Annotated in this window: 8 protein-coding genes and 1 pseudogene; 2 read left to right on the top strand and 7 right to left on the bottom strand. The window is 58.7% G+C overall.

Annotated elements, in window-relative coordinates:
- Positions 1-30 precede the first annotated feature (30 nt).
- The 6 genes from EN991_RS17970 to EN991_RS17940 all read right to left on the bottom strand — a co-directional run bounded on the left by EN991_RS17970 (position 31) and on the right by EN991_RS17940 (position 4,141).
- Entirely contained in the window at positions 31-252 is a 222-nt protein-coding gene (locus tag EN991_RS17970) for a hypothetical protein (protein ID WP_013525114.1), read from the bottom strand.
- A 9-nt stretch (positions 253-261) separates the two neighbouring features.
- Entirely contained in the window at positions 262-462 is a 201-nt protein-coding gene (locus tag EN991_RS17965) for a hypothetical protein (protein WP_013525113.1), read from the bottom strand.
- Positions 463-1,165: 703 nt separating this feature from the next.
- Positions 1,166-1,459 (bottom strand): DUF768 domain-containing protein, encoded by a 294-nt coding sequence (locus tag EN991_RS17955; protein ID WP_013525111.1) that lies wholly within the window; start codon positions 1,457-1,459, stop codon positions 1,166-1,168.
- Between the two features lie 142 nt (positions 1,460-1,601).
- Positions 1,602-2,204, bottom strand: coding sequence for a DUF4142 domain-containing protein (locus tag EN991_RS17950; RefSeq protein ID WP_082826787.1), 603 nt, complete (start codon positions 2,202-2,204; stop codon positions 1,602-1,604).
- A 59-nt stretch (positions 2,205-2,263) separates the two neighbouring features.
- Entirely contained in the window at positions 2,264-3,661 is a 1,398-nt protein-coding gene (locus EN991_RS17945) for a cytochrome B6 (RefSeq protein WP_127369237.1), read from the bottom strand.
- A gap of 234 nt (positions 3,662-3,895) precedes the next feature.
- Positions 3,896-4,141, bottom strand: coding sequence for a hypothetical protein (locus EN991_RS17940; RefSeq protein WP_013525108.1), 246 nt, complete (start codon positions 4,139-4,141; stop codon positions 3,896-3,898).
- 715 nt (positions 4,142-4,856) lie between these two features.
- On the opposite strand from EN991_RS17940, the gene EN991_RS17930 reads away from it, so the two are divergent.
- On the top strand, positions 4,857-5,366 hold the full coding sequence (locus EN991_RS17930) for a DUF892 family protein (RefSeq protein WP_024504634.1): 510 nt from the start codon (positions 4,857-4,859) through the stop codon (positions 5,364-5,366).
- A gap of 511 nt (positions 5,367-5,877) precedes the next feature.
- Here EN991_RS17930 and EN991_RS39900 read toward each other — a convergent pair.
- A complete protein-coding gene (locus EN991_RS39900; protein WP_164752019.1) occupies positions 5,878-6,042 on the bottom strand; it encodes a hypothetical protein in 165 nt (54 codons plus the stop codon).
- A 109-nt stretch (positions 6,043-6,151) separates the two neighbouring features.
- Between EN991_RS39900 and EN991_RS17925 the strand changes: the two are divergent.
- Positions 6,152-6,337, top strand: a pseudogene (locus tag EN991_RS17925) (amino acid synthesis family protein); the annotation flags it as partial.
- Between the last annotated feature and the right edge of the window lie 395 nt (positions 6,338-6,732).

Raw genomic sequence — 6,732 nt, 5'->3', positions numbered from 1 at the left:
CTCCCAGTGTTCCGCACGGATGTGGAGAGCCTAAAAGACTTCGATCACCTTACGGCTTCTCTTTTTGAGAGCCTGGATGGGTTTGCGGCGAGTTTGCGGCTGCGCCGGCGACGACTCCACCGGACGCTGTGCAAGCCTTGCTTGTCTCAGCCGCGCCGTCTTCTCGGCGCGTTGTGCGCGTTCAGCGTCCAGCGTCTCTTGGCTGATGCGTTTGGCGCGGTCGTATCTTTCCTTGTCATGATTGCGCGTCACGGACACCTCCTAGCCAGCAACAAAAATCCTGCGAACCTTTTTGGTGACACGCTGCTTGCGTTCTATGGGAGACGGCGTGATGGCCTGTGCGAGGCGCGCTTCCTTTAACCGCGCCGTCTTGGCGGCGCGCTCAGCACGTTCCTTGTCGACAATGATTGCTGCAGCTGATGTGGTCTTCTCGTTGCGAGCGTCATTATTGGTCCGCGGCATCTCAGCGCCTCGCCTTAATTCTTGTCGCCCGCAGAGCCATTTTGTACCTGGGTCGTGCTCTAACCTGGTGTATCGCCCCCTTGGGCGAGATTTTGCCTCGATGAGCCGGCTTCATGCGCAGGTGGTTGTCGTTGTCCGCTTGTGGGATGGCCATCTCGGTTCTCCTATGCGGGCCGAACTTCGATATGACACAAGTGTTCCAAGGCAACGCGCAAGCTGCTGGGCTATTTTCGAGGCAAGGAAACGCGCTTCAGGCGCGTGATCGGGGAACCGTGACAGGGGGCCGTAGCTGGAACTTTGAGAGCGCAGATAGCGTCGGCGCCTGCACACGGCGGCCCTCTCCCAAAAGCTGTCAGCCGCGGCGGTGCGATTACCGGCAGCAAAGGAGCTTGGTGTCGACGATGAACTTCCTGGCGACGAGATCGTTCGGACATTGCTGCAGCGCAGGATCCCCCCGCGAGCGCATTAGCTGGGTATTGTATGGCGTTAGGGCCGTTGAACCACCACCGGGGTGTGTCAGTAGCACCTTACAGGCAGCCGCAGGTCCAAACGAGCAGCACCGTTCCAAGCGCATAAGGGACCAGAAGCAAACCTATCGTCACCCAGAAAGCCGGCTCTGCCAAGGCGGCCATGTCCTTGCGAAACTGCTCCATGGGGCTACCCCGGCAACTTCGACAAACGAAAAGAGCTGATCTGGTATGGCCTACGGCCCGCTTTTGGCATCTTCGACCTCCAGCGCATCCATGAGGGCTGCCACATCGCTGGGTTCGCCAGCGGCGTCACCATGCACGCCAGTTCGCGCTTTCTTGAGCGCTTGCTCGATCGCATCTTCAATGTTTCCGAGCTCGTCCTCACGCACCTCGCGACCATAACCGGCCGCTTCGGCATCCTGCTCGAATTGCTGAGCCAGCACGGCGAAGCTCACTTCCTCTTGGCCGGCAAGAGTGCCGACATTCTCCTGCAACCAGCTTTCAAAAAACTCTTTGGTCGCGTTCATCGGATAACTCCTCCACCGGATTAAGCGCGGCGGCGATCCGAAGTTCCGCCATGGCGTCACTTTCTCAATCAGACGAACAGAAGCGCGTGCGCTGACATTCACGGAAGGCAGCTGAACTTTCAGGTGCCACATGACCGCCGCTTCATTTGGCCTTTTGCGTATCCGGCGCGAACAGGGCTTGGCCTGCCAGCTTCGCGTGCAACGTGCGGGCCAGGTCAAGATGTTCAAGCACCGTCGGCAGCTTTTCGGAGGCGAAGCGCTGAAGCGCTGCATCCTCGCCCGAGCCTATCTCCCAAGCCAGGAGCTGCGCCGTCCTTTGGTGATCGACGATCTGCGCCCTCAGGTACGCCAGCTCAAACGCGGCGCCGTCGAGCTTTTCGAGATCGGAACGGATTTTCTTGTGATCTGGATCGAGCCCTTCGGGAAGTGGAATCTTGCTTTTATCGGCCACGGATTTCAGCTGCTCATTGGCCTTGTTGTGATCATCGACCATCCGATTTGCAAATTCACGGAGGTCTTCGTGGCTTGTCTTTCCAGCCGCGAGTCGCCCGAACTCTATCTCGGCCCTGCCGCCTGCCGTAATTAGCTGTACGAAAAGCCGATCCTGATAATTCGTCTGGTGCGGTGCTGGAACTCCAGGCTTCTCCATACTGGTATCGGGGGCAAGACCGGCTGGATTGCCGATTTGCGCCAGCGCACAGCAGGGCGACACTGCCAGGACTACTGTCATTATGGCGGCACGCATGAACTGTCCTCCATTCAATACCTAGTTAATTGTCGGCCACGGTTTTTCCCGGGTGATGTCTAGAGCGTGAGCAAATAGGCCACCAATGCTTCCTTTTCCGATTGGTCGAGCTTCGTTCCGAGCACCAGGTTGAAGAACTCAACGGTATCGCCCAGCGTCATCAGACGGCCGTCATGAAGATAGGGCGGAGAATCCTTGATCCCGCGCAACGTGAAGGTCTTGATGGGTCCATCTGGAATGGCAACCTGGTCGTTGAACGTCTGACCAACTTTGTAGAATCGCTCGAGCTTCAGGTCGTGAATATTGTTGTCCATGAAGGACTGGGCTGGAACATGACATTCGCCGCAGCGGCCCTTTCCCATGAACACCTGCTCGCCCTTGATCTCCAGCGCACTGGCGGTAGCCGGGTCAAGTCGTCCAAAGGGATCGAGCTTGGGTGCCGGAGGAAAATCGATGATGTTCTGCATCTGCGCCATCATCGCGACCTGGTTGGGCCGATCCGGCAGGTTCACGCCCTTGCGGGTGGCGCTCACGTGATCGCCGTTGAAATAGGCGGTGCGCTGTTCGAACTCCGTAAAGTCTTCCACGGAACGCAGCGAGCGCTTGGATCCGTGGATCTGCTGGTTGAACAAGCCGCGCAGGCTGGTTGTGTCGAGCCGGAAGCGCTCGGCTTGCGGCCGCACGTCCGGGGTGAGGTGAAACGCCCCGTTGGTGTGGAAATTGGAATGGCAATCGAGGCAAGCGACACCCGTGCTTTGCATCGCTACCTTCCTGTCCTCGGTCTGGTTGAATTCCTCCTGCGGAAATGGCGTCAGCAGCAGACGAAGTCCTTCCATCTGCACGGGCGTGATGATGCCGTTCATGTATTCGTAGAAGTTGCGTATCGTCAGCAGATCCCCTCGCGACACATCTCCAAGCTCCGGGTGCGTGGTCAGAAATATTGGAGGTGGAAACTCCGGGGTAAGGTGATCCGGTAGATCGAAATCGACGTCGAAGCGGCGCAGATCGCGTCCTTCATCAGCGCCGATCTCTCTAATCTCACTTTCAGGAAAGACCTGACCTCCGGCGGCCTGCTTGACGTGCGGCAACGGTAGGAAGCCTTGCGGCAACAGACCACGATCACGAATTTCCTGAGGGGTTTTCGCTGCCAGGCTGCTCCAGGTTTCGCCTGCCGGCAGTTTCACTCGCGAGCCTTCTTGTACAGCCTTGCGCCCGCCCGACATCATGACGCCGGGCATCGGCCGGTCGGCCAGATCGTAACGGCTCTCGAGCAGGCCGCGTTGCCGTTGTGTCACAGCCGGCTTTTGCGCCTCGTCAGTTTCCTTGACCGAAGAAAAAGGCAAGCTTGGCAATGGACGATACGTCAGATCCGGCGGCAGCGGGTCCGAAGCAACATTGAGCGTGAACGTTGCAGCGCCAAGCAGGACCGGCAAACCAAGATTGAAGATACGCGACATATCCCCTCCCCACAGCGTTGAATTTGGCCCCAACCAGTGCGCGCAAGCTTTGTTCCATAGCTTTGATAGCCCCAACGCTCACGCTCGGCTTTTCGATGATCACCGGTGTCGCTGCTTTGGAGGGTGCGATCTGCGTGCCTTGCCTGCGTACCGTTCTCGCCATCTTCTGGCTGATGACTGCACGTCCGCTGCCGACTCGTGGCCTTGCAGCAGGCCTGCATCGAGCGAAGCTATCTATCCCGACATTCCGGATTGTATCACCCCATCGGCCGACGACCCGTCAGACATCGCCGCATTGTTGATCTGGTCCGTCCCGAACTGAGCGACCTGAACCATCATGGCCCTGGCCTTTGCAATGAGTTCATCGTCGGGAAGAGTATGCCCGGCCTGCAGGGTAACTGTAATACACTCGCCTCCCTCGCCCCGAAATTCCACGACCGGAGCCTGGTCTCGGCTGACGACAACTCCCATCATCTGCATAAAAACCTCCTCGTCGCTTCCTGCATTGGCCAGACAAACGCAACCCAGCTCGGCTATCTAATCCTTGACATAGGCCCCAGGTTGACGCCCGCCTCTGGGCGCCTTGGCGTCTTTCGAATGCTCGGCGACCGCAGGGCCTGCTCCGGATATTTTCTCTGGGGCCGGTGAAGGTGTCGCCGGCTTTGACGGGGTCCTGCCGCTCGATTTCTCGGGGCGGGGTGATATGTCAGTTGAAGACTTGTCTGAAGAAGTCATGGCTCTTTCCCTAGCGCGAAACTCCAATACCAACCTGCGAAACGCCGGGACGTTCCATCGCGATATGATCTCCGTTGTTGAACCTGGAGGCCTTGCTGGGGCGCACCGGCAACGGGCTGATTTCGCAAGACGAATGGCAACGGCCAAGGCGCTCGGGCAAGACACAGCCTGACACATTGCGGCGCGGGTATTGGAATGCGAGCCGACGCGAAACGCTTCATTGAGATCATCCATCACGGAACCCGCGGCAGGCAGCAGCTTCGTCATTTCTGCAGGAATGCGTTTTGCCAACGCGGACACCGCGACCATGCCCGTCGCCCGCCACTCTCTCCTGGTGCCAAGCGCCCGCTTGCAGCGCCTACCTCAAGGAGCCTGCAATACAGGCTGACTCCGCAGCTCAACCGATGAGGAACAATATCTCCCTTTGAAAGTTCTGGCCGACCCATGAAGGAGGTATGAAATGTCAGAATCACGCGAATGGCTTGTCCAATGGCTCAGGGATGCTCACGCCATGGAGGAGCAGGCCGAAACCATGTTGAATGGGCAACTGAACCGGATAGAGAACTATCCTGAGCTCAGCGAGCGGATTCGCCAGCACATCCAGGAGACCAGACAGCAGGCTGCTCGGCTGGAAACCTGTCTTGACCGCATCGGACAAGGATCTTCCACACTGAAGGATGCCGGCGGCAAGCTGACGGCAATGGCGCAGTCGCTCAGTGGGGTGTTCGCCGGGGACGAAGTGATGAAGGGATCGCTTGCAAGCTACACGTTCGAGCACATGGAAATCGCCTCCTACACAATCCTGATCGCCGCCGCCAAATCGCTAGGGGAAGCAGAGGTCGCCCAGCTCTGCGAAGAGAATCTGCGTGAGGAAGTTGCGATGGCGGACTGGTTGAAAAGCCATATTCCAGCGACAGCCGAGCAGTTCCTCGCGCGGGCCGACTCGGAGAGTGACAACGCCAAGCGCTGATCTAGGATCGTGGCTCGCAGGCGATAAGTGAGCGCCGGTCAGCGCAGCGTACGGGCCCGCGCTGACCGCCGTGGCGCGGGCCCACATAGCAACTACCTTGACCAGGTAATATTCGTATCGGTCTTGGGGGTGACCGTCCTGTTTGGGCGGCAACGACAAACCAACGACCTGGTCTGATGACGGCAGTTCCTCATGCGGCGTGGAGCGTCATTCCGATTGAAAACAGGAACTGAGAGAGCGGCATCTTGCGTCAAGACGCAGTCGCAAGAAGCATCGTTAGGCCACTGAAGTGAGAACCTCCGTCGGGCCGGGCCACGAAACATTCGGCAGCGGTCGGGCGTTGTGTCGGGAGTTTGGGGCGACCCGCACCGCCATGTTTTCTTGGCAGGTGATCGAGGCGTTCTGGGAAATGCGCATGCCACGCGGCCTCCGTTATGGCCTGACGATTCGTCCCATCAAGCTGGTCGTTTGTGCCCTCATTCGAGGAGGAAGTCCTTCCAGGCCGAGCGGGTCAGGCAACACCGGAGTATTTTTTCATTACCCTTGCTGCTCGCACGAGTGACGACCAATCAGCTCCCATAGTGGCGACGAGGTCACTAGCTTCTTCGCTGGAAATGCCGGTGCGGGCGGCGAGCTTCTTCGCAAGCAAATCGAAAGCCAGTTCGACTATCGTCATCGTTCAGCCCTTTCGCTAAGCTCTCCAATACCCTCTCGGAGGGTCTCTCGCATTAGCCCATGTTAATGACGCCATTATCCGCGAGGCGAGAAGCAATTTCCTTCACCTCGTGGGCGGCACGACCTATCTCGAATTCTGCAACACACGCAGCGCGCCTGGCGCGCTGCTGTCGCTTCCGATGATGCACAAGAGCGAGAACGGTCGCCGCTCACACTTCATCACCGCCAATTTTCAGATCGCAGACGGCCCGGCTGCCGACGAGATCGTCGTGGCCATCGGTGCTGCGGACGGCGGCTGGGTCGGCATGCGTCAGGAAGGCAGTCGCCGATTGACGGGAACAATTTAGCGAACAGTAAATTCAACGGTCTTCTGGTAGGAGGCAAAAGTGTCCCAGCGAAGCGTCGACAAAGACCGATTGGAGCGCGCAGACCGCGAGGCAAAAGTTGCTAACGCGGCCGAGAGAGAGGCGCGTTATTTGAAAACTGCGCGACTTCGAGAACAACGCCTTGCTGCCGAAGCCAAGGGTCCCCAGGCTTCGAAGAAAGGCCGATCCAGGAGCTAAGGCGCTAAGGCGCTTAGCCGCCGAGGCTGGCCGTGAGACAGCGACGCCCTTCTGATGGAACATACACCACGCTAATAGATCTGGCGCGCCGGGGCACGCGACGATCCCGGCACATCCTTACTGGGGCG

It is taken from the genome of Mesorhizobium sp. M7A.F.Ca.US.005.03.2.1, from assembly GCF_003997795.1.
In the GTDB taxonomy this organism is placed as follows: Bacteria; Pseudomonadota; Alphaproteobacteria; order Rhizobiales; family Rhizobiaceae; genus Mesorhizobium; species Mesorhizobium ciceri.
The sequence above is the reverse complement of the archived record's forward strand: the minus strand, read 5'-3'. Positions and strand labels throughout refer to the sequence as shown.

Bases quoted from the DNA above. Each gene is read 5' to 3' on its own strand.
- EN991_RS17950 (WP_082826787.1), bottom strand. From the start codon at position 2,204: ATGCGTGCCGCCATAATGACAGTAGTCCTGGCAGTGTCGCCCTGCTGT.
- EN991_RS17965 (WP_013525113.1), bottom strand. From the start codon at position 462: ATGCCGCGGACCAATAATGACGCTCGCAACGAGAAGACCACATCAGCT.
- EN991_RS17945 (WP_127369237.1), bottom strand. From the start codon at position 3,661: ATGTCGCGTATCTTCAATCTTGGTTTGCCGGTCCTGCTTGGCGCTGCA.
- EN991_RS17930 (WP_024504634.1), top strand. From the start codon at position 4,857: ATGTCAGAATCACGCGAATGGCTTGTCCAATGGCTCAGGGATGCTCAC.
- EN991_RS17940 (WP_013525108.1), bottom strand. From the start codon at position 4,141: ATGCAGATGATGGGAGTTGTCGTCAGCCGAGACCAGGCTCCGGTCGTG.
- EN991_RS17955 (WP_013525111.1), bottom strand. From the start codon at position 1,459: ATGAACGCGACCAAAGAGTTTTTTGAAAGCTGGTTGCAGGAGAATGTC.
- EN991_RS39900 (WP_164752019.1), bottom strand. From the start codon at position 6,042: ATGACGATAGTCGAACTGGCTTTCGATTTGCTTGCGAAGAAGCTCGCC.